We start from the raw sequence: 25,225 nt of genomic DNA on the forward strand, positions 1-25,225 counted from the left end.
CCGCTCCTTACATTATATTATCGGTTCCAGAATCGTCCTTGGGCAATGCCTTCTATAAATGATTCAATTGAAGTATCTGTTAAGTTGTAAACTCCTGCTTCATCCAGTTTAACCTTACTATGGTCTAAAGCATGAGGATCGCTAAGGACATAGGCTATCGGTTTAAAGTGTTTAAAAGTAGTTTCTGCAAATTCTAAAACAGGGGGTTGAATGACAGATTCACTACTAAACACTAATACTGCATCAAAAAGTGAGGAGTCTGATGTTGTATAAGTATCCGTTACTTTAATGGAATCATTGAAATGATGAATTTTATTATCTATGATGCCATAGTTAATTCGGTGCTGTGCAAAAGCTTGAATCCATTCGGACAGAAGGGAGACGCTTGGGTCACCATTTAATAGAATTGCCACATTTTTGGAATCAGCTTTAAAAATAGTATTGGACATGCTGAGTGCAGGTGATTTTGCATCCGATTTTATTTCGTGATTTTCTTTAGGCAAAGGGGCTCCAATCATGTTAGCGACTTCCTTTGCTAATTGACGATCGACGTGGTTTAAAAGAGCAATTACATTTGCCTTCACCATGTCTGATTTGCACTTCCCAACTTCAAAGCAAAATGCGTCTTTTATGTGCTGCTTTTCAATAGGATTCATACTATTGTAGAAAAGTTTAGCTTGAGAATAAAAGTTAAGGAAGCTTTTACTGCGCCCTCTAATTTTATGTCCATCAATCTTTTCTTGATAATGCTCATATCCGCCCTGTTCGGCTTGGACGGTTGCTGGTTGATTATTATTTAAGCCATTAGGATGATAGCTTGTTTGACCGCGATGAATCTGCATTTGATGCATGCCATCACGTTGATTATTATGAAAAGGACATACAGGCTGATTAATAGGAATTTGGTGGAAATTAGGGCCTCCTAAACGAGATAATTGTGTATCTGTATAGGAGAACAATCTTCCTTGCAGAAGAGGATCATTTGAAAAATCAATACCTGGTACGACATGGCCAGGGTGAAAAGCTACCTGTTCCGTTTCAGCAAAAAAGTTATCAACATTTTTGTTCAGTGTCATTTTACCAACTAGTTTTACAGGAACTTCTTCTTCAGGCCATAGTTTTGTTGGATCTAAAATATCAAAATCAAATGCATGCTCATCTTCTTCCGGAATTAACTGTAATCCAAGCTCCCATTCCGGATAATCGCCTTTTTCAATTGCTTCGTATAAATCTTGACGATGGAAATCAGGATTTTTCCCAGCAATCCTTTGAGCTTCATCCCATACTAATGAATGAACCCCGAGGGTAGGTTTCCAGTGAAATTTTACGAAGTGGGCTTTTCCTTCTTTATTAATAAGTCGAAATGTATGGACTCCAAAGCCTTCCATCATTCGTAAACTACGCGGAATTGCGCGATCACTCATCTGCCACATAACCATATGAGTAGACTCGGGATTATGCGTAACAAAATCCCAAAATGTATCATGAGCACTAGCTCCCTGAGGAATATCATTATGTGGCTCGGGTTTAACTGCATGTACAAAATCAGGAAATTTAATAGCATCTTGGATAAAGAATACTGGCATATTATTACCTACTAAATCATAGTTACCTTCATCTGTATAAAATTTTGTGGCAAATCCGCGCACATCTCTTACTGTGTCATTGGATCCTTTAGAGCCTTGAACGGTCGAGAACCGTACAAATACAGGTGTTTTTTTTGAAGGGTTAGTAAGAAAATCTGCTTTTGTATATGCCTCTAAAGATTCATAAAGCTGAAAATGACCATGTGCTCCAACTCCGCGCGCATGAACAATTCTTTCAGGAATTCGTTCATGATCAAAGTGGGTCATTTTCTCGCGAAAGTGGAAATCCTCCATTAAGGTAGGGCCTCTTAAGCCCATCTTTAAAGAAAATTCATCCTCTGTTATTTTTACTCCTTGGTTTGTTGTTAAAGCATGTTTGCATTGATTATCTGTAACGTGATGTTCCAATTGCTCCATTTTCTTATTCACAATATAGGCACCTCCTTTGCCCTGTTAATTTAATACATACCCTTTTTATTAGGGCGTAAACATGTATTATCATTTTTGTATGTAAAAAGCATAAAATATCGGTTGTTTCAGTGATTCTTGTTTGAGGAAGAAAAATAAAAAAGCCAAGGAGATAATTTATTTTCTCCTTGGCTTTTAAGATACTTCTTTTCGTTAAAACGAAGAAATGCGTTGCTTCGTTTTTGGCACGATAATAAATTTGATCCAGATTAATCCGATAATCATAATGATAAGGCTATGTAAAAATTGTCCTGTAGCAATGAGTATAACAATTGAAAATACAATGAGTTGAATGCTTAGTAATATAAAGATTAAGTGAAGAAATTGGTTCATTCGTTTTTCAGTATGAATTGGATATAATGCTACAATAATATTTCCCGAAAAATATTTCCACAGGGAACGCATTTGCATAGAAATCATATATAGGACGATATATGCGATAGCGCCTTTTACGTATATGTTTGGTATAAAATATAAGGCGAAGGCACCGATCAATCCTAAGCGAATATATATACCGAAATAATCATTCCCGCGTAAAAATGCGAGTGTATGTAAATAGAAGAAAGTTGCTTGCTTTTTATGTAATAAAGGTTCAATCCAATTTGTAAGCCATTTTCTTTTATTTACTTGCTTATTCAGTTGCGGAACATCGGTAAAAATGCTAGCAAATTGATAAAAACGAACGTTCATTTTTTCTTCTTGTTCGATTATGTAATCCCACGGTATTCGTTTTGTTGGCTGCTTTTTCGTATATAAAAGCAGGAAAGCAAGTAGTAAGAGCAATCCGCCTAATATGAGAACATGTGCCGAGTAAAATAGCATGTAAATAATGAGTGCGTTACAAGCAATACGAATAATGAACCATATGTTTTTTTCATGGCTATCACGCCACATCCAATGTATGTACATGTTCCAAGCTTTCGTAATCATTAAAACGATAAAGATTGTACATAAGAAAGGTACCGTTACTTGTAATGATTGCATGGCAAGTGGAACAAGAATCAAGAACGTAAATAATAATGGGAAAAGCTGCATGATGAAATTATATAGAAGAGATTTTTTAAAATACGATGTTAGTTTCTCTTCTAATGCAAGCAAATAGACAGCATCAGGTTTTTGAATAAATGTACGGATAGGGCATCTCGTTATAATGAATGTAAGTACAATTGTGATAAGTAGTAAAGATATTCCTTTAGAAGGAGATGCTTTTAGAAACTGAGCATAGTAGTATGCACCAACGCATGAAATAAAGATAAAGCTATATAGTAAACCGTTAATCATACGTGCAAAGTATGTAATGATATTTTGCATATGTTGTTGGAAGCGACTGCTCCATAGCGATTCGATTGACATGTTTTTCACCTCTTTGTTCTATTATATATGTTTTACAAAAGAAAAAACGAGCAAATTGCGTTATGCAACTTGCCCGTTTTTCTTTTCGTTATTTTTTTTCTGATCACGATTCATTAATGGATAGAATGCAAAGCCGATTACGAATAAACCGATTCCGAGAAGGAATGTTTTTATATCGGCTGCACCCGTTTTAATAACCCATAGTGCGTAGCAAAGTGCGATTACTGCGACTATACCATCTGTAATTCTTGCCCGCATTTCATTTTTATATGTTTCACCAGTTGCGACTAGTTTTAACTGGAAGATTGGTGAAACGAGATATGGAATGAGGTAGGCCAATGTTGATACGGTAATAACGAATGTATAAGCTTCCGCAATTGTTCCTGATAATGTTGAGAATAAGAAAACTTGCGACATAATGTTTGTTAACCGTAATGAGTAAATCGGACTTCCTTTTTTATTCGTTTTCGTGAAGAAGGAAGGGAAGAAACCTTCTTTTGCTGCTTGATATGGTACTTCTGAGCTTAATAAAATCCAACCTAAGATAGAACCGAATAGGGAAGTAAGAGCAAGTAATGCCATCAGTTTCCCGCCGCCATGACCCATTGCAGCGTTTAGTGCGTCTGCTAATGGACGTTCAGAAGCTTGTAATTTATCAACGTGAAGTACACCCATTGTTAAAATTGTAATTCCTAAGTAAATCGCAACTGTAATAAGTAATCCCGCAACTGTTGCACGTTTTACCGTTTTTGGAGAAACAGCACGGTTTGATAAAAGAACCGCTGATTCAATTCCGATAAATGCCCAAAGCGTTGTAAGAGCAGCTAAGTTTACTTGTGAAAGTAGGCCGTGTGATGCACCTGATTTATCGATCATCGGTGTGTACCATTGTCCAAACTTAGAAGCTTCGAATGCAAATAACGTAACGACGATGAATAAAAGGAATCCAGTTACTTTCGTTGTTGTTGCTAAGAAGTTTAGCTTTCCAGCTCCGCTTACACCGTTCGTTAATATAATGTGAGTTCCCCAAAGTAAGATGGAACAAATCGTAAATGTAATTAGTTTTCCGACTTCTATGTTAAAAGAACCGATTGAAAATAGTAGTCGTGTATCTTTCATAATCGGGAAGAAGAGTGATAAATATCCCGCGAAAGATGTAATGATGGCAACGTTACTTGCCCAGTTTGCAACCCAATATCCCCATACCATACTGAAACCAGCCATTTTTTTCTTTTTTGGTGTTGAGAATAAAGCATATGCATGACTTTGTGGTCCTGTCGTTAAATCAGGACGACGAATTGCTAAATTACCGAAAACAAGAGCTAGCATTAAAACACCAAACCCTGTTGTTAACCAAGCTAAAGTGACACCGAGAGGACTTGCTGTTTGTGCTAACGTACTTGGCACCATGAAAATACCAGCGCCAACCATGTTACCGACAACGAAAGCTGTTAGTACCCAAAAGCCCCATTTTTTTTGTTGCATAGAAAATACCTCCAAAGTTAGTATAACCAAGTCAAGCGAGGAGATATGTATGTCTTCTTAGTAGAGAAGAGAAGTCCCAAACAAAACAAAAAAAGCACGTAATTTGCCGCTACATGCTTTCTATCTTATAAGAAACCCACGACATACCTCTCGATAGCTCTCCACAAACGAAACGTTTCGTTTGTGACAGTTCTGCACTTATTAAATGCAGACCCAGCAAGTGTGCATGGTGGACACGACTTACTTCGGCAATCATTCCTTTCTCATTCCTTCATCAATGCCACTACATCTCCTGAAATGATACTCTTAATGACTGCAACCTCTACCTCACCGAGATACGAATGAGGATTTAAATATTAAATTAACGTCTTTAAGAGTAACAAATGAATTTTTATACGTCAATGGATATATTAATAATCAGATTATAGAGAAGAGTTTGTGATTAAAAAGGGGTTAGGAAGGGCTATAGCGTTTATTCGTTATGCAGAAGAAATAGCGACAGAGTGAAGCACAAAGAATTTTGTCTGAAAATCTTAATCCGAAGCATCGGTTTTTTTAACAGGCTTTGTTTCATAAGAAGGAAAGAATAAGCTTTTCATTGAAATGATTAAGGTCATTTTAATGAAAGGAGAGGTTTGATTATGGAATTATCAAGATCTCAATTATTTGCTTTACAGTATATTTCAAAATATGCAGAGAACGAAAAACGTGAGGCTAAAGCAACAATTAATCATATACTTAAAATGTCTAATATTACAGATGAAATGTTTGAAGAAGCTGTCGTTCATTTAAAATCAAATGCGAGGATTGCTTTACACTTTCATCCAGATAGATTAGATTCGAACATGAAAAATATTGCTGAAGCACTGTTTGAGCAAGGAATATATAAAAGTCAGTTTGAAACATTGCTATCTAATGGAAGTGTGTCTGCTTATCCGGGTGGTGAACGTGACCTTTGGGAACAGAGAATATTTGGAGGCGCATATCAATTGGAAGGCGTAACGAATAATGAACGGCCCAAATATGGGGCGCTAAATTTAATGTTACATCCAGATGGGCCTGCCCCGCGCTTTGGATCATGTTATTTTCTCTTATCTCCAAAAGTTTCTTATCGCTCTACATATACGTATTTAGATTCGCATCAAGATCCAAAAGAAAAGGGTACTTATGAAGAGTTTGACATGATTTTAGCTGCTCTTTTGGAAGAGACATTCGTAAGAGATTTTGCAATTGGTGAAGGGAATTTGACTCCAACAAGATTCATTCATCATTTACTAGCTAACCTGGAAAGGCCGTTTATAGATTTCGTAAACAAAGAGTCAGCCCGTAATCTTAATCATTATATTGAAGCACAGATTCATGGAAATATTTCTCTTAAAGAAGACGTAGAAGTGCTTGTTGTAGATCCTTCATTTAAGGGGACGAATGTAGGTAGAAATTTAGAAGAAATTTGTTTGAAGTATTCTATTGATTTGTATTGGCACAAAGGTTTTGTACTTATGGTAGATGAAGTTCCGGTGGATTTTAGAGGTTCAAAAATGCCATCTTTGGCAAGACGTATTGCACGAAATAATTGTATTGATGCACATATAATTGGTTCTGCTGTAGTGGATTTGAAAAGTAATCCACTATCGTGGAGTGATCGCGGAACATATGAAGAGGTGCTTCAGGAATTAAAGTTATTATGGCATGTTTTAGTTCGATTTGGAAAACCAAATCGGAACTTGAAATAAATACGCCATTATTTTTGGAAGCATGTATTTAAAAAGAAGCTGATCTAAAACTAGATCAGCTTCTACATATAAGATTAAACTAAGTTTAATACAGTTACTTTTTCACGTGTCATAGACTCAAGGCTCTTACGAATACCTTGTGCGCCCATACCTGAACCTTTTACACCGATGAATGGGAAGTGGTCAGGGCCGCGCTCTGTGCGTCCGTTAATTTGAACAGAACCAGTTTCGATTTTGTTAGCAATTGCAAATGCTTTGTTAATGTCTTTTGTGAAGACACTTGCTTGTAAGCCGAACTCTGATTTGTTAGCAATCTCAATTGCTTGCTCATCTGAAGAAACACGGATGATTGGAAGGATTGGGCCGAATGGCTCTTCCCAAGCAACTTTCATTTCTTCTGTTACGTGGTCGATTAATGTTGGGTAAATTAAGTTACGCTCACGTTTGTTACCGATAACGATTGTAGCACCTTTTTCAACAGCATCGTCAACTAAACCTTGAACGAAGTCAGCAGACTTGTCGTCGATTAATGGAACGATTGTGCTGTCTTGTTCTGGAGATCCAACTGATAGTTCAGCTACTTGCGCTTTTAATAAGCTAACAAGCTCGTCTGCTACGTTTTCGTGTACAAGTACACGTTTAATAGCTGTACAACGTTGACCAGAGTAAGAGAATGCACCGCTTACGATATGGTTTGCAGCATCTTGTAAGTCAGCATCTTCACGAACGATACCAGGGTCTTTACCACCAAGTTCTAATACAAGTGGAATCATTGCAGCTTTTTTCGCTAAATGTTTACCTGTGTTTGTACCGCCTGTGAACGATACCATATTGATGCCTTCGTGCTCTACTAAGTAGTCACCAATTACAGAACCGCGTCCTGTCGCTACGTTTACAAGACCTTTTGGAAGACCGGCTTTATGAAGTGCTTCCACCATTTTAATACCACTAATTGCACCTTGAGTTGCTGGTTTGAAAATAACAGCGTTACCCATAATTAATGCTGGTGCAAGTTTTGCAGCAGATAAGTTTACTGGGTAGTTAAATGGTGCGATTGCCAATACAACACCAAGTGGTGCGCGTTGGATGATCGCAAGTTTCGATTTCGTTCCGCCAGGGAAGCTATCGCCCATCATGCTTTCTCCATGCATATGAAGAGCTTCTTCAATTGTGTAACGAATGAAATCAGCTGTACGAACAACTTCTTTCTTCGCATCTTTATATCCTTTACCGACTTCTTTCATAATGATATCGGCAATTTCATCTTGCATATTTACGAGCTCATCAGCCCATTTATATAAATATTTTGCGCGATCTTGTAGAGAAGCTTCAGCCCATGATTTTTGAGCTTCTTTTGCAGATGCAATTGCTTCATCTACTTCTCCGCGAGTAATTGCTTGTACTTGTCCAATTACTTCGTGTAAGTATGGAGATGGAATTTCGATTGTTTCTCCTGAAGAGCTTTCTCTCCATTCTCCGTTTAAATAAAATTTGTACGTATTGCTAGTTGTCATGATTAGTCCTCCTAAAATAGCAACTTGTAAGAGTGAGTATAAGGTGATTGTAGGGGGTTTGATAACATTTTTCAAATGAAATGTTTGTGAAAACGATTTCTTATTCTTTTTTTATTTTGTATGCCCTTTCTTACAGAACATTCTCTTATTTCAAAATGATGTAGCACATATTTTTATTCGGTGTGTAAAAAAACAATTGACAGAATACTCAATAAAGTTGTAAGATTATAAATGGAAAATAAATGAAGGGGGTGTGCGTAATGATTGTAATCGTAAATGTAATGGGCTTAGCTCTGTTAAATGGCAGAAAACATTCATATCATTACGCAACCCGTACGGATATATAGGGCATCTTTGTCTTATAAAAAGCGTACGTTGCGTATATCGTAACGTACGCTTTTTATGCATTCCTGTGCATATCGTCAAGCGGCGGTATGCTTTTTTTTGTTTATTTTCCCTTGTTTAGTTCCGATAAAAAACTTTGGAAGGTGGAAAAATGTGATGAGATTGTATGGGTTACGAAATGTAAATGTGATGGGTCTGGATAGCGGATAAAGAATGAGAGGTAAACGAGAACGAGAAGGGAGAGGTTACATTGTTATCAGTATTACTAAAGTTAAAATGGTTTTTTAAAGAGCATTGGAAGAGATATAGTATCGCCATTGGAGCTCTTTTAATTGTAAATATAGTTGAAGTCATTCCCCCGAAAGTGTTAGGGGTTACGATTGATAATATAAAAACAGGAACGTTATCGAACGATGCTATTATACAGTCTATTCTTATTTTAATAGGGGTTACGATCGTTGGATATGGTCTTACTTTCGTTTGGCAACATCAGTTGTTTGGTGGTGCATTCGTACTGGAGAAGACGATGCGCTCTAAATTTATGGGGCATTTACTTAAAATGACACCGACGTTTTATCAAAAAAATCGTACTGGTGATTTAATGGCGAGAGCGACAAATGATTTAAAAGCAATTGCTATGACAGCTGGTTTCGGTATATTAACGCTCGTGGATTCGAGTTTATATATGCTTACGATTGTCTTTATGATGGGATTTACAATTAGTTGGGAGCTTACATTTGCGGCACTTATACCGCTTCCGATTATGGCGTATGCGATGAATATATATGGAAAGAAATTGCATGAAAGATTTACAGTTGCGCAAGATGCTTTCGGTGATATGAACGATAAAGTACTAGAATCGATCGCTGGTGTACGCGTTATTCGTGCATACGTACAAGAAAATGCAGATCAAGAAAGATTTCATCATTTAGGAGATGACGTCTACGAAAAAAATATGAAGGTAGCTAGAATCGATGCATTATTCCAGCCGACTGTGAAAATGCTTGTTGGTCTTAGTTATTTAATCGGTTTAGTGTATGGCGCGTATCTTGTATTTCAATCGAAGGTGACACTTGGTGAACTCGTTTCATTTAACGTGTATTTAGGGATGATGATTTGGCCGATGTTTGCAATTGGCGAATTAATTAATGTTATGCAACGAGGAAATGCATCATTAGACCGTGTGAATGAAACGCTAGCGTATGAACCAGATGTAAAGGATCCGAAAAATCCAAAGCTTGTACAAGAGCCGGATTATATTCAGTTTGATGACGTTACCTTTTCATATCCTTCATCAACTGAAACAAATTTAAAGAAGGTTTCATTTACATTAAAACAAGGGGAAACGCTTGGTGTTGTCGGGAAAACAGGAAGTGGAAAAACGACGCTTGTCCGTCAGCTTCTTCGTCAATATCCACTTGGAGATGGGGATATTGCAGTCTCTGATGTGACGTTAGATAAAGTTACGAATGAAAATGTACTCGGCTGGATTGGATATGTACCTCAGGAACATATTTTATTCTCAAAAACAGCGAGGGAAAATATTTTATTCGGAAATAGGGCAGCGACGGAAGAAGAACTCGAGAAAGCAATTGAAATCGCGGCGTTCACAAAGGATTTAGAGTTTTTACCAGAAGGGTTAGAGACGCTCGTTGGAGAGAAGGGTGTTTCTTTATCAGGAGGGCAAAAACAAAGGATCTCGATTGCACGAGCTGTAATTCAAAATCCGGAAATATTAATTTTGGACGATTCTTTATCAGCTGTTGATGCTCGTACGGAAGCAGCAATCATTGAAAATATAAGAACAGAAAGAAGCGGAAAGACGACGATTATTACGACGCATCGTTTATCTGCTGTACAACATGCGGATTGGATTCTTGTTATGGATGAGGGGCAAGTAATGGAAGAAGGTACGCATGATCAGCTTATTAAAAGCGGGGGCTGGTATGCGGAGCAGTTTGAAAGACAACAAGGGGAAAGTGAAAGTGCGGATAGTGGGGTGAAAATATGAGCGTTTCAAAACGATTGTTTCAATATGCGATGAAAGTAAAAGGGACAATTTTTGCAGCGATGCTAATGTTATTTATTTTCGTCATCGCTGAGCTTGCTGGTCCTTTCGTCGCGAAAACGATGATTGACGATCATATCGTTGGAATAGAGAAACCTTGGTATGAAACAGAAAAGAGTGAAGAGGCTGTTTCGTATAATGGCGCCTTTTATAAGCGAAGCGATCGCTTCCAGGAAGGTGAGAAAAAAGGGAAAGAAGTACGCGTGATGCAAGTCGGTTTTCAATATTACTTTGTACCGAACAAAGTGAATGCTGAAGGATCACGTTCTGTAAAAGGTGATATGGTTACCGTTCAAAATGGTAAGGCGGTGCAAGTGTATAAAGCGAAAGCACTAACGAAAGAAGAAGTGTTTGCGTTTTATAAACCAGAAATAAACCGACTATTATTACTGGGTAGTGGCTATTTCGCTTTATTAGTAGTCGTTTCATTATTTGCATACGGAAAGCAATTTTTCCTACAGAAGGCAGCGAACAAAATTATTCAAATTATGAGGGAAGACGTTTTCTCTCATATTCAAACGTTGCCGATTCGTTATTTCGATCATTTACCGGCAGGGAAAATTGTATCGCGTGTAACGAATGATACGGAAGCCATTCGTGATCTATATGTAACGGTGCTGGCGACATTCGTCTCTAGTATCATTTATATTATTGGGATATTTGCTGCGCTATTTTTACTCGATGTAAAATTGGCGACGTTATGTTTACTTATCATCCCGATTTTAATCGTTTGGGCGATTCTTTATAGAAAGTATGCTTCTGTATACAATCATAAAATGCGTTCACGTTTATCTGATATTAATGGAACAGTGAATGAATCCATTCAAGGGATGCCAATTATTCAAGCGTTCCGTCAAGAGCGTGAAACGAAAAAAGAGTTTGAAGAATTAAATGGTGATTATTTTAAATATCAAAATAAAATTTTGAATTTAAATGCAGCAACTTCTCATAATCTAGTGTCTGTATTAAGAAATATCGCTTTCACAGGTGTGATTTGGTATTTCGGTGGCGCTTCATTAAGTGCTACAGGCGTCATTTCGCTAGGGATACTGTATGCATTCGTTGATTATTTAACACGATTGTTCTCACCAATTACAAATATGGTAAATCAGCTTGCTAACTTAGAACAATCGCGCGTTGCATCAGAACGTGTTTTTGAATTGTTAGAGGAAAAAGGGGAAGCGGTAGAAGAGGAACGTATGCCTCGCTTACAAGGAAATGTGAAGTTTGATAATGTGTCTTTTTCTTATAATGGAAAAGATGAAGTGTTAAAAAATATTTCTTTTGAGGCGAAACAAGGCGAGACTGTAGCACTTGTCGGTCATACGGGATCAGGAAAAAGTTCCATTATGAATGTACTTTTCCAGTTTTATGAGTTTGAAAAAGGAAAGCTTACGATTGACGGTCACGACGTAAAAGAGATGCCGAAACAAGCAACTCGCGAACATATGGGAATTGTACTGCAAGATCCGTTTTTATTTAGCGGGACAGTAGCATCTAATGTTAGCTTAGAGAATGAAAAAATTTCAAAAGAACGCATCGTAAAAGCTCTGCGCGATGTTGGTGCTGAAAGATTTGCGAACAATATAAATGAAGAAATTACGGAGAAAGGAAGCACACTTTCCACCGGAGAACGTCAGCTTATATCGTTTGCTAGGGCACTCGCTTTTGACCCAGCTATTTTAATTTTAGATGAAGCAACATCAAGTATTGATACAGAGACGGAAGCGATGATTCAACAAGCGCTAGAAGTTGTGAAAAAAGGGAGAACGACATTTATTATCGCTCACCGACTTTCCACAATTAAAAGCGCAGATCAAATTATTGTGCTTGATAGAGGGACGATTTTAGAAAAAGGGTCTCATGATGAACTAATGAAAAAGCGCGGGCGTTATTACGATATGTACAAAACGCAAATGGAAGGAAATCAGAGCGCTTAATATGTACGGGGGAGAACTTGCGATTTTCGCAAGTTCTTTTTTTAGTGAATCATGGCAGTTAAATAAGAAGTATTATTTTACCTTTCCAACAATAAATGCTATATTAAAAAATGTTACTTATTTTTTGTATGTAGCATTATTTTCCCCTTTTGTTTGATTATGAAGAAAAAGGATAAACTAAATAAGAACATTTTCATTGAAAAATTGTTCAAGATTGCATACAATCAATATAGTTTTTAAATTCCTATCAGAATACTTGGAGGATTACCATCATGAAAAAATTATTTTCAGTACTTGCAGTAACTACATTAGCGATCGGGATTGTAGCGGGCTGCGGTAAAGAAGAGAAAAAAGATACAGCTAGTCAAGATGCGTTACAAAAGATAAAACAAAGTGGTGAACTTGTAATTGGAACAGAAGGTACATATCCACCGTTCACATTCCACGATTCAAGCAATAAATTAACTGGATTTGATGTTGAATTAGCAGAAGAAGTTGCAAAACGTTTAGGTGTAAAACCTGTATTTAAAGAAACACAATGGGATAGCTTACTTGCTGGTCTAGATGCAAAACGTTTCGACATGGTTGCGAATGAAGTTGGTATTCGTGAAGATCGTCAAAAGAAATATGATTTCTCTAGCCCATACGTTTCATCTTCAGCCGTATTAGTTATTGCGAAAGATAAAGATAAACCTGCTACATTTGCTGATGTAAAAGGATTAAAAGCAGCACAATCTTTAACAAGTAACTATGCGGATATTGCTAAGAAAAATGGCGCGGAAATTACGAATGTAGAAGGCTTTAGTCAAGCAGCAGAATTATTAAATACTGGACGCGTTGATTTCACAATTAATGATAAATTATCAGTGTTAAACTATTTAGAAACGAAAAAAGATGCAAAAATTAAAATTGTAGATACAGAAAAAGAAGCATCACAAAGTGGATTCTTATTCCGTAAAGGTAGCGACAAGCTAGTACAAGAAGTAAATAAAGCGTTAGAAGATATGAAAAAAGACGGTACGTACGATAAAATAGCGAAAAAATGGTTCGGTGAAAATGTATCTAAGTAGTGCATTGGTTTCAGATCGATTGTCTACTTGGATAGATATTATGCAGTCTTCCTTCATGCCTATGCTGAAGGAAGCTGTGTTTACGACAATTCCATTAACGCTTATTACATTTATTATCGGGATTATACTTGCGACGTTAACGGCGCTTGCACGTATTTCAGGTAGTCGTATTTTACAATGGATTGCTCGTATCTATGTATCTATCATTCGCGGAACGCCACTTCTTGTACAGTTATTTATTATTTTCTATGGTCTTCCAACTCTTAATATTGAAGTTGAGCCATATACAGCAGCAGTTATTGGATTCTCATTAAATGTCGGTGCATATGCATCTGAAATTATTCGTGCTTCGATTCTTTCCATTCCGAAAGGGCAGTGGGAAGCAGCTTACACAATTGGAATGACATATCCGCAAGCGCTAAAACGTGTTATTTTACCACAAGCGACGCGCGTATCTATCCCGCCGCTTTCGAATACATTTATTAGTTTAGTGAAGGATACTTCATTAGCATCGTTAATTTTAGTAACAGAAATGTTCCGAAAAGCGCAGGAAATTGCGGCAATGAACTACGAGTTTTTAATTGTTTATTTCGAAGCAGGTCTTATTTATTGGGTAATTTGCTTCTTATTATCTATCGTGCAACAAATATTAGAAAAACGTTCAGAACGTTACACTCTAAAATAACCCTTTCATAAAAGGAGTTTTTGTTTTTATGATTTCAATTCAACATTTACAGAAAAGTTTCGGAGATAATACCGTACTAAAGCATATAGATTTATCAGTTGAGAAGGGAGAAGTTGTTGTTATTATCGGACCATCTGGATCTGGTAAAACGACATTCTTACGTTGTCTCAACGTGCTAGAAACGCCGAACGCTGGTAGTATTCGTATCGGTAATAAAGAGCTCGACTTCTCTCAAAAAGTATCGAAGAAAGATATTGTTAACCTTCGTACGCAAACAGGTATGGTATTCCAGCACCATAATCTATTTCCACATTTAACAGCACTTCAAAATGTAATGGAAGGGCTCGTTACAGTGAAAAAGATGGGGAAAGAAGAAGCGAAGAAAAAAGCAAACTATTTCCTTGAAAAAGTTGGTCTTGCGGATAAAGTAGACTTATATCCATTCCAATTATCAGGCGGACAACAACAGCGCGTTGGAATTGCTCGCGCGCTTGCGATGGAGCCGGAAGTGTTACTATTTGATGAGCCGACGTCAGCACTTGATCCTGAACTCGTTCAAGAAGTTCTGAAAGTAATGAAGGAACTTGCTAAAGAAGGCATGACGATGGTGATTGTAACGCACGAAATGCGCTTTGCACATCAAATTGCAAACCGTGTTATTTTCATGGATGGCGGTGTCGTTGTCGAACAAGGTACACCAGAAGATGTATTTACAAATCCAAAAGAAGAACGTACGAAGAAATTTTTACAAATGTTGCAATAAATGAAGAAAGGTCTCAAGGCATATGCCTTGAGACCTTTTTGCCATATATATTTATTTTTGGAATCCGCCAAGGCTTTGCTCAGCCATTGCAACTAGACGTTTTGTAATTTCGCCACCAACAGAACCGTTAGCACGAGCCGTAGAATCTGCTCCTAATTGTACACCAAATTCTTGAGCGATTTCGTACTTCATTTGGTCGATTGCAGCTGTTGCTCCTGGTACTACTAATTGATTTGAAGAATTTTGGTTTGCCATAGGAATATATCCTCCTTAGAGTTATAAAAATTTTTTTGGTTGGACTAGCTGGAGTTGAACCAGATTATCGCCCCGTTTGGCGCTAATCCATCGGTAATTAAGTTTGTACTCATAGTATGGATGTTACCTAGAAAGATATACGAAATAATAATTTGTAAATTTTGTAAAAAAATCTTAGTCGTTTCGTAAATTATGAAATAAGAGTAATCGTTGTATTTTTTTGAAAGAAGGCTAAACTAAGAGCGATTTGAAATATGTTTTTTGTATCCCGCTACTCTGGGGAAAATCATTAACTTCTTATTTATGACTTATCACACGTATAGTTCTATTTTGAGTAGGAGTGAGACAGAGCGCTCCTATGTACTGATAACGTATGGAGGAATCGTGATGGGAATTTGCCCGCTTTGCAACGCATTAGAATCACAAACATATTCTTGTCAAAATTGCCAAAGTATACTCCAAGATTATGGGAAAACTGTAGATTACATAGACGATTATAGTGCGTATATGGACCAAGAGTTATTAAGTGCAGTAGATGGATTAACAAATAATAATTCAAATGAATACTGCAATCATATTTTTTATTGTGGAGTATGTAATGTGGAAACAGAGGTTGTAGTAAAACTTGTGTAAATAGAAAACTTCCACCTTATGAATGAGGTGGAAGTTTTTGTTTTCGTATTTGTGAGTGAATCATAGGGGACGGGATATGCTTGGTAGTTGAGGAAGCTCCTGATTTTATTTGAGACATTTTTTCTTTTGCATCACGCAAAGAATGTTCAGTTAAGTAGATGGCATATTCGTAAAATAATTGGCGCGTTAGTTCACTTTGTTCTTTTAACTTGGCGTCTTGGAATACAGTTCGCCCAGGTTTAGAGTTCGCTTCAAAGAGCCACGGGTTTTCTTGCGTGTCTAAACCGATATCAAAACCGATTTCTCCAATATTTCCGGTTACTTGCTCATCGAGCGCGTAACTAATTTGTAAAGCTGTATGCTTTAACTTATTTTCAATTTGTACTTGTTTCGTGGAATCCGGAAAAAGTTCTTGCAGTAATTTCGTATCACCACCGCTATTTACATGCGTTGTTAAGCTACCTTTTCCAGCAATTTTTGCGACGATTGCACTGACCATCCATTGGCCGAAATGATTTTTATTTGTATGAATACGAAAATCAACAGGTTGCCCATCGAAGCGAAGCAAGGAAATACCTTGTTGTACGATAAATTTTTTTAAATCATGTCCTTTTAACACATGATTTAGAAGCGTTTCTAATGATTGATACTTTCTTAGTTTGTTTTCTTCATTTTCGCGATAACGACAGTAATAGCAATTCTCTGCTTGAGAATAAAATAGTTGATGAATATTTCTACCGAAGCTGCCGTGAATCGGTTTCATGTAAATCGATTTATACGTTCCGAGAAATCGTTCTACTTGTTCGAAGTGTTGGAATGTTTCTGTGTTTGGTAAGAATGGCATGATTGATTCGTCTTTCATAAGAAGTTGATGCACTTCCCACTTATTAAAAAATCCTGGATTAAACCATGGAATAGCATAGTCATGCTCTAATTTTCTTTTTGCTCTTACAATCGGTTTATAATTTTCGGCTTTGCGATTTGGTAAGCGGTCATAAATGACATTCGGGAAAGGCACTTTTTTCTTAATCCATTTTTCCTCTTGAAAGAAATACCCTTCAATTGTTTCATCTTCCCAGTCTATATGTTGCACACCAAAAACGAATACAAATGGTCGCAAAGTGAATGGCGGCGTGAGTAACTCGCCAAGAGAAGTTGAGCGGTTTCCTAAAGGATTAGAAGAATCATCGTTAAAACCAGTTGTGAAAATACCGATTAATGGTCCGAAAATAATCGTTTCATTTTGTGTGAATGCATGAATGGTAGTGGAATGAGGAAGCAAAAGCTTCTCTGCAATTTGTTTTCCAATAATGATTTCACGAGTAAAGGAATAATGAATTTTTACCTCTTCACTTGCAACATGGCGTACGCCGAAGGAAAGGGATGCAATTGGTGGTGTAATGGAAAAAATATAAGGTAAAGTAATACTATTTGGATGCTCATCTGAAATATTTAATGTATATATGTGCTCTTTCAAAATGAAATTACCTCCTTTCGTTATGGTGTGAAGCGACTAAACTTTAGCGGTCCGTGATATATTTTCTCGGCTAATGAATCACTATGGCGAATGTAATGTTCGTACGGGGGAATCGTGTTGACGTACATAAGCCAAATGGCCCCTTTTTGATCCATAATGGTGGAAAGCTCTAGCTCGAATAAAGAAGAATAAGATTGATCTAATGTTTGAAACACTTCATTTATAATGTCTTGTAAAGCGTCTTGTAATAATTGTACACCGGTACTAGATAATACGTATTTAATTTTTGAAAATGAATGTAGCGAAGAATCATCCGTTGCCGAAAGTAAGAGTTGATTCGGAAATGAGCTTTTTTGTATAAATTGACCGATAACGTTCCACTTCTGTTCTTTATTTTTTTGTAAAATGGTTCGAATATGAAGTGGGTATGTCAATTGATTTGGTGGTTGCAGCATTGTATGGGTAATGTAACGTGCTGAACGTATATTACATTTGTACCAAGATATAAATTCATCTGTCCGTTTGATTGGGACAGAAGTACGATAGGCGGCATTTATCGTATCGATATGAAACGTTTTGTTTTTATAAGCGACCCGGTACAGACTTTCATTGGAATGTGTGTTAGTAGGACGTATAATAATATCTTTTGTTTTTAATAACAGTTTGAAAATGTTTTGTATCGTCGCTATTTCAAATTTTGGTATATAAGGAGATAATTTTTTATTCGTGAGAAATACATCATGCAGTTCGCTTAAGTCAATGAGTGTGTTATTTAAAAAGGTAGTGGAAGCACGGTTGTGTAATGAGTGAATAATTGACTTTGCTTTTTCGAAGTTTGTGTCCTCGTTAAAAGAAGAACGATCGTATATATAAGAAGGAATAGGGAATGTTTGCTCTTTCCATTTTCCTGTATCAGTATCATAAATCAGACCAGAAATAAGATCTGTTTTAGGATCAATACTAAATGGCGTAAACTGGGCAACGACATTATGATAAAGCCGAGCGCGTTTAGCGATTTCGGTGTAATACGTTTGCTCATAATGAGGCTGAGAAGTTAAAATACCAAGAACCAACGAAATCACTCCTTTACTAACAAAATGTTGGCACAATAGGCGAAGCTATATATTGCAAATACGTTTTTATACCATTATACTTTTGTCCGTATGATGATATGCTATAGTTTTGGCGAAGCGAAAGGTTGATTGTAATGAATATATGGTTAAGTATGTTAACGACGACAGGGCTCGGAGCAATTATTGGAGGATTCACAAATCATTTAGCGATAAAAATGTTATTTCGGCCTCATCGTCCTATTTATATTGGGAAATTTCAAGTTCCATTTACACCAGGATTAATTCCGAAGCGCCGCGATGAACTTGCGGTTCAATTAGGAAAAATGGTTGTCGAGCATTTGTTAACGCCAGAAGGAATCGGAAAGAAGTTAACGAATGAAGAGTTTCAAAAAGGTTTAATCCACTGGGCACAAGTAGAAGTGGATAAAGTAATGACGAATGAACAATCACTACGACAAATGTTAGAAAAATGGAACGTAGCGCATGTAGAAAAAGAAGCGACCGAGAAAATTGAACATGTGATTACAGAAAAGATTGAGGCATTTTTAGAAGAGTACTATACATATACATGGGAACAAGCTTTACCCCATTCTGTTCATGAAAAAATTGAGAATGCGATTCCAAATTTCTCGGCGTTTATTTTAGGAAGAGCAACTCAATTTTTTGAAAGTGAAGAAGGGAAAGCACGTCTTTCAAAAATGATTGATGATTTCTTTGCTTCTAGGGGAACGTTGCTTAACTTAGTCGGAATGTTTTTAGGGAATGTAAGTGTAGTGGATCGTGTGCAGCCAGAGGTTATTAAGTTTTTAGCGCAAGATGGCACAAAACAGCTTTTAACTGATGTATTGCAAAAAGAGTGGGAAAAGTTAAAAGGAAGAGATGTAAAAGAATTAGAAACGTTTGTAGAAAAAGAAATGATTGTAAGCTCCATATTGTCAGCAGTTAAAGTTGAGGAAACAGTAAGTAAGTTTTTAAACCAATCTGTGCAGCAAGTATGTGAGCCAGTTCGAGAAACAATTATGGAAAAGGTAGTCCCAAGTGCAGTAACGAAAGGCTTGAAGTGGGGGACAGAAAACGTAGCGAGTATATTAAAGAATCTCCATCTTGCGGAAATTGTCCAGCAAGAAGTGTCCACATTTTCAACGGAGAGACTAGAAGATTTAGTGCTGTCCATTACAAAAAATGAACTAAAAATGATTACGTATTTAGGTGCTTTATTAGGCGGAATGATTGGACTCGTGCAAGGATTATTACTGCTATTCCTTAAATAATAAGATAAGTACATAGAAATAAAAGTGAAATTTCTTCACATCTCTTGCATAGTTTGATATGGTAAGAAGAGGTGCGTATGTAAACGTACTTAAAAGGCAGTGCGCATGACAAGTGCTAGCCTTCTAAAGGAGGAAAAATAAAATGACAAAAAACATTCATGATGTTGCATATGAATTACAAAAAGCAATCGCTGAAAACGAAGATTTCCAAACATTAAAAGCAAGCTACGTAGCAGTACAAGGCGACGCAGCTTCAAAGAACTTATTCGATGAGTTCCGCACAATGCAACTTGGCCTACAACAAAAAATGATGCAAGGTCAAGAAATCACTGAAGAAGATAACCAGAAAGCACAAGAAGTTGTAGCTCGCATTCAACAAGATGCTAAAATTACAAAGTTAATGGAAACTGAACAACGCCTAAACATCGTTATCACTGACGTTAACAAAATTATCATGAAGCCACTTGAAGATTTATATAACGCACAACAACAAGCGTAATAGCAGAAGACGCCCCTCGGATGGGGCGTCTTTTTTGTTTGTTATTTGTGAAAGTACTCCGTTTCAATATTCTTCGCCTTCAAAAATGTTTCAATTTCTTTTTGCTTCCTACCATTCACTTTCTCAAAGCGTTTTGTAAAAGAAAAATTAGTTTTGAATAAGTTACCATCTTGAGCGAGTTTGTCTAATTCTTGCTCTAGTTCTACTGAAAGTGCCGTAGACGCTGAAATGTAATCATGAATTTCCTTCGAAGGTTGTTTGTAATCATCAGGGATCGTATTGTTACTAATAAAATTATGGAAGTTCGCATCGTTTTGTTTTGCTAAATCTACTAGTTGTTTTAATTTCTCCCGATCGGATGCCGTGACTTCCTCGTCAGACATGGCTGACGAAAGTGGGACGATGTTTTCGTATAACTCTCCGCTATAATCTAAATACGTTTTTATATTTTGTTTCATTTCGTCTTCGTTAATCGTTTCGTTCTTTTTTGAGGAACTAAATATAGTTTCTGGAATTTTAATCGTAACATCTTTAATAGATTGCACATCATCTAATTTATCATATCGTATATCATTTGCTTCATTAGATTGTGAATCGTGTGAACAAGCTGATAGAAATAAAATTGTAAGTAACATGAGTGTATATAAAATATGCTTTTTCATATGAATCTCCTTTTACATTCGTTATTATCTTTGTAAAATAGCTACATTCCATTTCAAGTACTTAACTAAAGCTGCGTATAAATGTTTTATCATTTGATAACATATGACAGATATGAGTAAACCGACGCAAAAAGCGATGAACACATTATAAACATCGGAATAACTAATTTGATGAAACCCTTTGAAAAATCCTAGCCCTATTAATAAAATAGGTGAAATGATTAAGAATGGAGTGGCAATGATAAGTGCTAGAAGAATCGGTAATAAAAAGAGTAGTACGAAAAAGGCGATAATGATAAAGGCAAAGTTTAAAACACTTAAGCTCATAACAGAAAATAGTGCGGTTATCATATTTTTGAAGTTTTGTTTCTTGTCAGCGTTTTGTATTGCATAGGAAACATTAAGTTCTTTCGCGATCGTTTTAGGGTTTCCTAGTTTTCTAGCAATTTCTTCTTCACATTTCCCATCTTGTTTCCCACTGATAAAATGAGTTTCATACTCCGAAATAATATCTTTCTTTTCTACATTGGGCATATTCCGCAGGGAAGAACTAAGTTGTTCCAAAAATTCACTTTTGTTCATAACAATCACTTTCCTTTATAGAATGATGAATTAAAGCTGAGAATCTTATCTTTTGAAAGGGGATACGAATCACGAATGCTATTCCAATTAATGGTTATTCCAATATTTACAAATATATCATTTACTAGTGTTCTTTGCAAGGTACTGTAAACCTTTTGGTACCGTGATGAGATGGAAGTTTTTTATGTATTTTTAGAGGAGATATAAAAATGTTATTTTAAGATAAATAAAGGATTGTAAGCGTATTCTCTGGTAGTTGTCAAAATAATGTCAAATTCATATTCTTGGAAAAATAATGTATTTGTAATATAATGATAAATAATACTTCACCACATTAATTAACTAGGTGAAATTAAAAATCTTTATTACACACATTATGAAATAAAGGAATGATTAGTTTGAGTACAGATGTAAAAGCAAACGACGTGAAGACAAAAACAAAAGGAGCAGATCTTGTTGTTGATTGTTTAATTAAACAAGGTGTTACACATGTTTTCGGTATTCCAGGAGCGAAGATTGACTCTGTATTTGATGTACTGCAAGAAAGAGGACCAGAGTTAATTGTTTGTCGTCATGAACAAAACGCAGCATTTATGGCAGCCGCGATTGGTAGATTAACAGGGAAACCGGGTGTGTGTCTTGTAACTTCAGGACCAGGGACATCAAATTTAGCGACAGGTCTTGTTACTGCGAATGCGGAGAGTGATCCCGTTGTTGCTTTAGCTGGTGCAGTTCCGCGTACTGATAGATTGAAACGTACGCATCAATCTATGGATAATGCTGCACTATTCGAACCAATCACAAAATATAGCGTAGAAGTAGAGCATCCTGATAATGTGCCAGAAGCACTATCAAATGCATTCCGAAGTGCGACTTCTACAAATCCAGGCGCTACTTTAGTAAGTCTTCCGCAAGATGTTATGACTGCGGAAACGACTGTAGGGTCTATCGGTGCGCTTTCTAAGCCACAGCTTGGAATCGCTCCCACACATGATATTACATATGTAGTAGATAAAATAAAAGCAGCAAAATTACCGGTTATTTTACTCGGTATGAGAGCGAGCACAAATGAAGTGACGAAAGCTGTTCGTGAATTAATTGCGGATACAGAATTACCTGTCGTTGAAACATATCAAGCAGCTGGTGCCATTTCACGTGAGTTAGAAGATCATTTCTTCGGCCGTGTTGGACTATTCCGTAACCAACCAGGTGATATTTTACTAGAAGAGGCAGACCTTGTTATTTCTATCGGTTATGATCCAATTGAGTATGATCCAAAATTCTGGAATAAACTTGGAGACAGAACGATTATTCACCTTGATGACCATCAAGCAGATATCGATCATGATTACCAACCAGAGCGTGAATTAATTGGCGATATTGCCTTAACAGTAAATAGCATCGCAGAAAAATTACCGAAACTTGTATTAAGTACGAAATCAGAAGCGGTATTAGAACGATTACGCGCGAAATTATCAGAACAAGCAGAAGTTCCAAATCGTCCTTCAGAAGGTGTTACGCATCCGCTTCAAGTGATTCGTACACTTCGTTCTTTAATTAGTGACGACACAACCGTTACATGTGACATCGGTTCCCATTCTATTTGGATGGCGAGATGTTTCCGTTCTTATGAACCACGTAGATTATTATTTAGTAACGGCATGCAAACGTTAGGTGTTGCACTTCCTTGGGCAATCGCTGCTACTTTAGTAGAACCAGGTAAAAAAGTAGTTTCCGTATCAGGTGACGGTGGTTTCTTATTCTCAGCGATGGAGTTAGAAACAGCGGTACGTTTAAATTCTCCAATCGTCCATCTTGTATGGAGAGACGGCACATATGATATGGTTGCATTCCAACAAATGATGAAATACGGCAGAACATCAGCTACAGAGTTTGGCGATGTTGATCTTGTGAAATATGCGGAAAGTTTCGGGGCGTTAGGTCTTCGTGTTAACACGCCTGATGAATTAGAAGGGGTATTAAAAGAAGCACTAGCAGCAGACGGTCCTGTCATTATTGATATTCCAATCGACTACCGTGATAACATTAAATTAAGCGAAAAATTATTACCAAACCAATTAAACTAATGGAGGCAGATTTGAGATGACTGTTGCGCAATTAATCGATATTGATGCAAAAAAAACGAAAATGAGTAATGAAGTATATCAAACATCTACAATGCTTGCGCTATTAGATGGTATATATGATGGTGTGATTAGCTTTGAGGAATTGAAAGAACGTGGTGATTTCGGCATCGGCACATTTGATCAATTAGATGGTGAAATGATCGCGTTTGATAATGAATTTTATCATTTACGTTCAGATGGTTCAGCAGAAAAAGTAGAACCAGAAGAAACAACACCGTTTGCGACTGTAACGTTTTTTGAAAAAGAAATGAGTTATACAGTAGAGCATCCAATGAATCGTGAAGAAGTGGAAGCTTTATTACATGAATTGATGCCTAGTAAAAACCTATTTTATGGTATTCGAATGGATGGTACGTTCCGTGAAGTAAGAACGAGAACTGTTCCAAGACAAGAAAAACCGTATACACCGCTCGTTGAAGTGACGAAATCACAACCAATCTTTTCATTTAAAGATACAGAAGGTACGCTAGCTGGATTTTGGACACCAGATTATGCGCAAGGTATTGGTGTAGCTGGTTTTCACTTACATTATATTGATGATGAAAGAAGCGGAGGCGGACATGTTTTCGATTATGTTGTTGAAAACTGTACGATCCAAATTTGTCAAAAAGCTCATATGCATTTAGCACTTCCAGAAACAGCTGACTTTATGGCGGCTGAATTATCTAGAGAAAACTTAGAGGATAATATTGCGACTGCGGAAGGTGCGGAGTAAAAGGGAGAGACTGTTCCATTTTGGAACAGTCTTCTTTTATTCGTAATGTCATTATTTGTCGGTAAGTCGATATTCCTTGTCGAATCGTTGATATATTTTTAGTTAGGATAGATATATTTGAAAAATCGTTGATATATTGCAAGTTACGATAGATATATTCGGAAAATCGTTGATATCGTTTATTTCTTTGAAACAAATGGATGCCCCTCATAATAAAAACGCCACGGATAATGTACAGCTTCTTCTGCATAGTCGATGTTAATACGAGGTCCTGCTGTTATTTCATATTGTGATGATAGGTGTTCTTCTTCCGGGACGAGTTCAATATGTAATGTGTCACTTTGTAACGATACGCCCCGTTCTACTAAAGTAATTCCGAGTGCACGGCATAGTTTGCCAGGTCCGTTCGTTAAATTTTTATACTGCGCTTTTGTAACGTCTGTTTTGTTGTAGCGCGCTAGTTTTATTTCTTCTATTCCATCTACTGGTTCAAGGGCTCGAATGAGCACTCCTTGCGGGGTACCAATTGGCGCTGTAATGACGTTAAAACAATGATACATACCGTAAATTAAATATACGTAAGCATGTCCTGGTGCACCAAACATAACTTCCGTGCGATCTGTTCGTCTACCTCCGTAACTATGCGCGGCTTTATCATCGGGACCTTTGTATGCTTCTACTTCTACAATGATTCCGCTTCGTTTTACTCCGTCTACAATATGTACAAGTTTCTGTCCGAGTAATTTCTTTGCGACTTCTAACGTATCGCCTTCATAAAAGGAAGGTGGTGCTTGCATTGTACTATCTCCTTTACTAAGTGTATATGTATATAGTAAACCAAATTTTCAGTAGTAATTCTAACTCGTTCTATTTGCTACATTTATTTCATAAATTATGGATA

Annotated in this window: 21 protein-coding genes and 1 riboswitch; of the genes, 11 read left to right on the forward strand and 10 right to left on the reverse strand. The window is 36.8% G+C overall.

The genetic code is table 11. The features are described from left to right. Positions 1–17: 17 nt before the first annotated feature. The 3 genes from ACUXEY_RS17465 to ACUXEY_RS17475 all read right to left on the reverse strand — a co-directional run bounded on the left by ACUXEY_RS17465 (position 18) and on the right by ACUXEY_RS17475 (position 4,892). Positions 18–2,015 (reverse strand): catalase, encoded by a 1,998-nt coding sequence (locus ACUXEY_RS17465; protein WP_461301223.1) that lies wholly within the window; start codon positions 2,013–2,015, stop codon positions 18–20. A 192-nt stretch (positions 2,016–2,207) separates the two neighbouring features. After that, positions 2,208–3,407 carry an ABC transporter permease gene (locus ACUXEY_RS17470; RefSeq protein ID WP_461301224.1) on the reverse strand — a complete coding sequence of 400 codons (1,200 nt, stop codon included), beginning with the start codon at positions 3,405–3,407 and terminating at the stop codon, positions 2,208–2,210. Positions 3,408–3,467: 60 nt separating this feature from the next. After that, positions 3,468–4,892 (reverse strand): amino acid permease, encoded by a 1,425-nt coding sequence (locus ACUXEY_RS17475; RefSeq protein ID WP_429600931.1) that lies wholly within the window; start codon positions 4,890–4,892, stop codon positions 3,468–3,470. 146 nt (positions 4,893–5,038) lie between these two features. After that, positions 5,039–5,225, reverse strand: a riboswitch (Lysine riboswitch). 308 nt (positions 5,226–5,533) lie between these two features. Here ACUXEY_RS17475 and ACUXEY_RS17480 point away from each other — a divergent pair. Then, positions 5,534–6,625 (forward strand): DUF3626 domain-containing protein, encoded by a 1,092-nt coding sequence (locus ACUXEY_RS17480; protein ID WP_429600930.1) that lies wholly within the window; start codon positions 5,534–5,536, stop codon positions 6,623–6,625. 74 nt (positions 6,626–6,699) lie between these two features. On the opposite strand, the gene gapN is transcribed toward ACUXEY_RS17480, so the two are convergent. Then, complete coding sequence (gapN, locus tag ACUXEY_RS17485) at positions 6,700–8,139, reverse strand: NADP-dependent glyceraldehyde-3-phosphate dehydrogenase (protein ID WP_061677872.1); 1,440 nt, start codon at positions 8,137–8,139, stop codon at positions 6,700–6,702. Between the two features lie 595 nt (positions 8,140–8,734). On the opposite strand from gapN, the gene ACUXEY_RS17490 reads away from it, so the two are divergent. The 5 genes from ACUXEY_RS17490 to ACUXEY_RS17510 all read left to right on the forward strand — a co-directional run bounded on the left by ACUXEY_RS17490 (position 8,735) and on the right by ACUXEY_RS17510 (position 15,010). Continuing rightward, positions 8,735–10,495 (forward strand): ABC transporter ATP-binding protein, encoded by a 1,761-nt coding sequence (locus tag ACUXEY_RS17490; protein WP_461301225.1) that lies wholly within the window; start codon positions 8,735–8,737, stop codon positions 10,493–10,495. Then, the gene (locus tag ACUXEY_RS17495) at positions 10,492–12,492 is read left to right on the forward strand and encodes an ABC transporter ATP-binding protein (protein WP_461301226.1); all 2,001 of its coding nucleotides are present in this window, start codon (positions 10,492–10,494) and stop codon (positions 12,490–12,492) included. The genes ACUXEY_RS17490 and ACUXEY_RS17495 overlap by 4 nt, the downstream gene beginning before the upstream one ends. Positions 12,493–12,764: 272 nt before the next feature. Beyond that, positions 12,765–13,562 carry an amino acid ABC transporter substrate-binding protein gene (locus ACUXEY_RS17500; RefSeq protein ID WP_000732850.1) on the forward strand — a complete coding sequence of 266 codons (798 nt, stop codon included), beginning with the start codon at positions 12,765–12,767 and terminating at the stop codon, positions 13,560–13,562. Then, entirely contained in the window at positions 13,549–14,247 is a 699-nt protein-coding gene (locus ACUXEY_RS17505) for an amino acid ABC transporter permease (RefSeq protein ID WP_033655982.1), read from the forward strand. The genes ACUXEY_RS17500 and ACUXEY_RS17505 overlap by 14 nt, the downstream gene beginning before the upstream one ends. A gap of 28 nt (positions 14,248–14,275) precedes the next feature. Beyond that, positions 14,276–15,010 carry an amino acid ABC transporter ATP-binding protein gene (locus tag ACUXEY_RS17510; protein ID WP_098884280.1) on the forward strand — a complete coding sequence of 245 codons (735 nt, stop codon included), beginning with the start codon at positions 14,276–14,278 and terminating at the stop codon, positions 15,008–15,010. A gap of 51 nt (positions 15,011–15,061) precedes the next feature. Here ACUXEY_RS17510 and sasP read toward each other — a convergent pair whose 3' ends face one another. Beyond that, entirely contained in the window at positions 15,062–15,265 is a 204-nt protein-coding gene (gene sasP / locus ACUXEY_RS17515) for a small acid-soluble spore protein, SasP family (RefSeq protein WP_000013339.1), read from the reverse strand. A 387-nt stretch (positions 15,266–15,652) separates the two neighbouring features. On the opposite strand from sasP, the gene ACUXEY_RS17520 reads away from it, so the two are divergent. Continuing rightward, entirely contained in the window at positions 15,653–15,898 is a 246-nt protein-coding gene (locus ACUXEY_RS17520; protein WP_071759244.1) for a hypothetical protein, read from the forward strand. Positions 15,899–15,914: 16 nt separating this feature from the next. On the opposite strand, the gene ACUXEY_RS17525 is transcribed toward ACUXEY_RS17520, so the two are convergent. Beyond that, positions 15,915–17,375, reverse strand: a complete 1,461-nt coding sequence (locus tag ACUXEY_RS17525) for a YheC/YheD family endospore coat-associated protein (protein WP_429600926.1) — start codon at positions 17,373–17,375, stop codon at positions 15,915–15,917. 20 nt (positions 17,376–17,395) lie between these two features. Further along, positions 17,396–18,448 carry a YheC/YheD family protein gene (locus ACUXEY_RS17530; protein WP_461301227.1) on the reverse strand — a complete coding sequence of 351 codons (1,053 nt, stop codon included), beginning with the start codon at positions 18,446–18,448 and terminating at the stop codon, positions 17,396–17,398. A gap of 134 nt (positions 18,449–18,582) precedes the next feature. Between ACUXEY_RS17530 and ACUXEY_RS17535 the strand changes: the two genes are divergently transcribed. Both ACUXEY_RS17535 and ACUXEY_RS17540 read left to right on the forward strand, forming a co-directional pair. Continuing rightward, entirely contained in the window at positions 18,583–19,719 is a 1,137-nt protein-coding gene (locus tag ACUXEY_RS17535; protein ID WP_461301228.1) for a DUF445 domain-containing protein, read from the forward strand. A 142-nt stretch (positions 19,720–19,861) separates the two neighbouring features. Continuing rightward, on the forward strand, positions 19,862–20,218 hold the full coding sequence (locus ACUXEY_RS17540) for a YlbF/YmcA family competence regulator (protein WP_461301229.1): 357 nt from the start codon (positions 19,862–19,864) through the stop codon (positions 20,216–20,218). A 41-nt stretch (positions 20,219–20,259) separates the two neighbouring features. Here the strand turns inward: ACUXEY_RS17540 and ACUXEY_RS17545 are convergent, their stop codons facing one another. Both ACUXEY_RS17545 and ACUXEY_RS17550 read right to left on the reverse strand, forming a co-directional pair. Then, entirely contained in the window at positions 20,260–20,880 is a 621-nt protein-coding gene (locus tag ACUXEY_RS17545) for an NDxxF motif lipoprotein (protein WP_461301230.1), read from the reverse strand. Positions 20,881–20,904: 24 nt separating this feature from the next. Beyond that, complete coding sequence (locus tag ACUXEY_RS17550) at positions 20,905–21,462, reverse strand: DUF1700 domain-containing protein (RefSeq protein ID WP_461301231.1); 558 nt, start codon at positions 21,460–21,462, stop codon at positions 20,905–20,907. Positions 21,463–21,860: 398 nt separating this feature from the next. Between ACUXEY_RS17550 and alsS the strand changes: the two genes are divergently transcribed. Then, a complete protein-coding gene (gene alsS, locus ACUXEY_RS17555; RefSeq protein ID WP_461301232.1) occupies positions 21,861–23,549 on the forward strand; it encodes an acetolactate synthase AlsS in 1,689 nt (562 codons plus the stop codon). Between the two features lie 16 nt (positions 23,550–23,565). Next, a complete protein-coding gene (gene alsD, locus ACUXEY_RS17560; protein WP_461301233.1) occupies positions 23,566–24,324 on the forward strand; it encodes an alpha-acetolactate decarboxylase in 759 nt (252 codons plus the stop codon). A 179-nt stretch (positions 24,325–24,503) separates the two neighbouring features. Here alsD and ACUXEY_RS17565 read toward each other — a convergent pair whose 3' ends face one another. Continuing rightward, positions 24,504–25,121 carry a DNA-3-methyladenine glycosylase gene (locus tag ACUXEY_RS17565; RefSeq protein ID WP_461301234.1) on the reverse strand — a complete coding sequence of 206 codons (618 nt, stop codon included), beginning with the start codon at positions 25,119–25,121 and terminating at the stop codon, positions 24,504–24,506. Positions 25,122–25,225 lie beyond the last annotated feature (104 nt).

This window comes from Bacillus sp. F9_6S_D1_P_5 (assembly GCF_054823925.1).

Excerpts from the sequence above, each read along its gene's own strand:
- ACUXEY_RS17510 (WP_098884280.1), top strand. The coding sequence starts at position 14,276 with ATGATTTCAATTCAACATTTACAGAAAAGTTTCGGAGATAATACCGTA.
- ACUXEY_RS17500 (WP_000732850.1), top strand. The coding sequence starts at position 12,765 with ATGAAAAAATTATTTTCAGTACTTGCAGTAACTACATTAGCGATCGGG.
- ACUXEY_RS17565 (WP_461301234.1), bottom strand. The coding sequence starts at position 25,121 with ATGCAAGCACCACCTTCCTTTTATGAAGGCGATACGTTAGAAGTCGCA.
- sasP (WP_000013339.1), bottom strand. The coding sequence starts at position 15,265 with ATGGCAAACCAAAATTCTTCAAATCAATTAGTAGTACCAGGAGCAACA.
- ACUXEY_RS17535 (WP_461301228.1), top strand. The coding sequence starts at position 18,583 with ATGAATATATGGTTAAGTATGTTAACGACGACAGGGCTCGGAGCAATT.
- alsD (WP_461301233.1), top strand. The coding sequence starts at position 23,566 with ATGACTGTTGCGCAATTAATCGATATTGATGCAAAAAAAACGAAAATG.
- ACUXEY_RS17540 (WP_461301229.1), top strand. The coding sequence starts at position 19,862 with ATGACAAAAAACATTCATGATGTTGCATATGAATTACAAAAAGCAATC.
- ACUXEY_RS17470 (WP_461301224.1), bottom strand. The coding sequence starts at position 3,407 with ATGTCAATCGAATCGCTATGGAGCAGTCGCTTCCAACAACATATGCAA.
- ACUXEY_RS17550 (WP_461301231.1), bottom strand. The coding sequence starts at position 21,462 with ATGAACAAAAGTGAATTTTTGGAACAACTTAGTTCTTCCCTGCGGAAT.
- ACUXEY_RS17495 (WP_461301226.1), top strand. The coding sequence starts at position 10,492 with ATGAGCGTTTCAAAACGATTGTTTCAATATGCGATGAAAGTAAAAGGG.
- gapN (WP_061677872.1), bottom strand. The coding sequence starts at position 8,139 with ATGACAACTAGCAATACGTACAAATTTTATTTAAACGGAGAATGGAGA.
- ACUXEY_RS17545 (WP_461301230.1), bottom strand. The coding sequence starts at position 20,880 with ATGAAAAAGCATATTTTATATACACTCATGTTACTTACAATTTTATTT.
- ACUXEY_RS17480 (WP_429600930.1), top strand. The coding sequence starts at position 5,534 with ATGGAATTATCAAGATCTCAATTATTTGCTTTACAGTATATTTCAAAA.
- ACUXEY_RS17475 (WP_429600931.1), bottom strand. The coding sequence starts at position 4,892 with ATGCAACAAAAAAAATGGGGCTTTTGGGTACTAACAGCTTTCGTTGTC.
- ACUXEY_RS17520 (WP_071759244.1), top strand. The coding sequence starts at position 15,653 with ATGGGAATTTGCCCGCTTTGCAACGCATTAGAATCACAAACATATTCT.
- ACUXEY_RS17505 (WP_033655982.1), top strand. The coding sequence starts at position 13,549 with ATGTATCTAAGTAGTGCATTGGTTTCAGATCGATTGTCTACTTGGATA.